The sequence below is a fragment of the Caulobacter sp. HJHS_5 genome (assembly GCF_056683955.1).
The window spans coordinates 1-254 of record NZ_JBWZNC010000026.1 but is presented as its reverse complement, the minus strand read 5'-3'; the positions used below and the strand labels follow the sequence as shown (position 1 = coordinate 254).

The following is a 254-nucleotide window of genomic DNA, read 5'->3' as shown; positions in this document are numbered from 1 at the left end:
CGATGGCTAAACCAGCGAACAAAAAACCCCCCACGATAAAAAAACCCAACAAAAAAACAAAAAAACCCCCCCCCACCCCAACAAAGCAAAACAACAAAAAACCAAAAACCCCAGCCACCCCCACAAAAAAAAAAAAAAAAAAAAACACCCCCAAACCCACACCACAAAAAAGAAAACCCACAATAGAAAACACAACACACAACAACACAACAAAACACAACCCACCCCCCAACCCCCCCCCCACAACACACCCA

Annotated in this window: 1 protein-coding gene; it reads right to left on the bottom strand. The window is 44.1% G+C overall.

All coding sequences use genetic code 11. The annotated features are described in order from the left end of the window. The coding region (locus ACFLIT_RS17870; protein ID WP_479912620.1) for a hypothetical protein at positions 1 to 254 on the bottom strand (254 nt) is incomplete at both ends.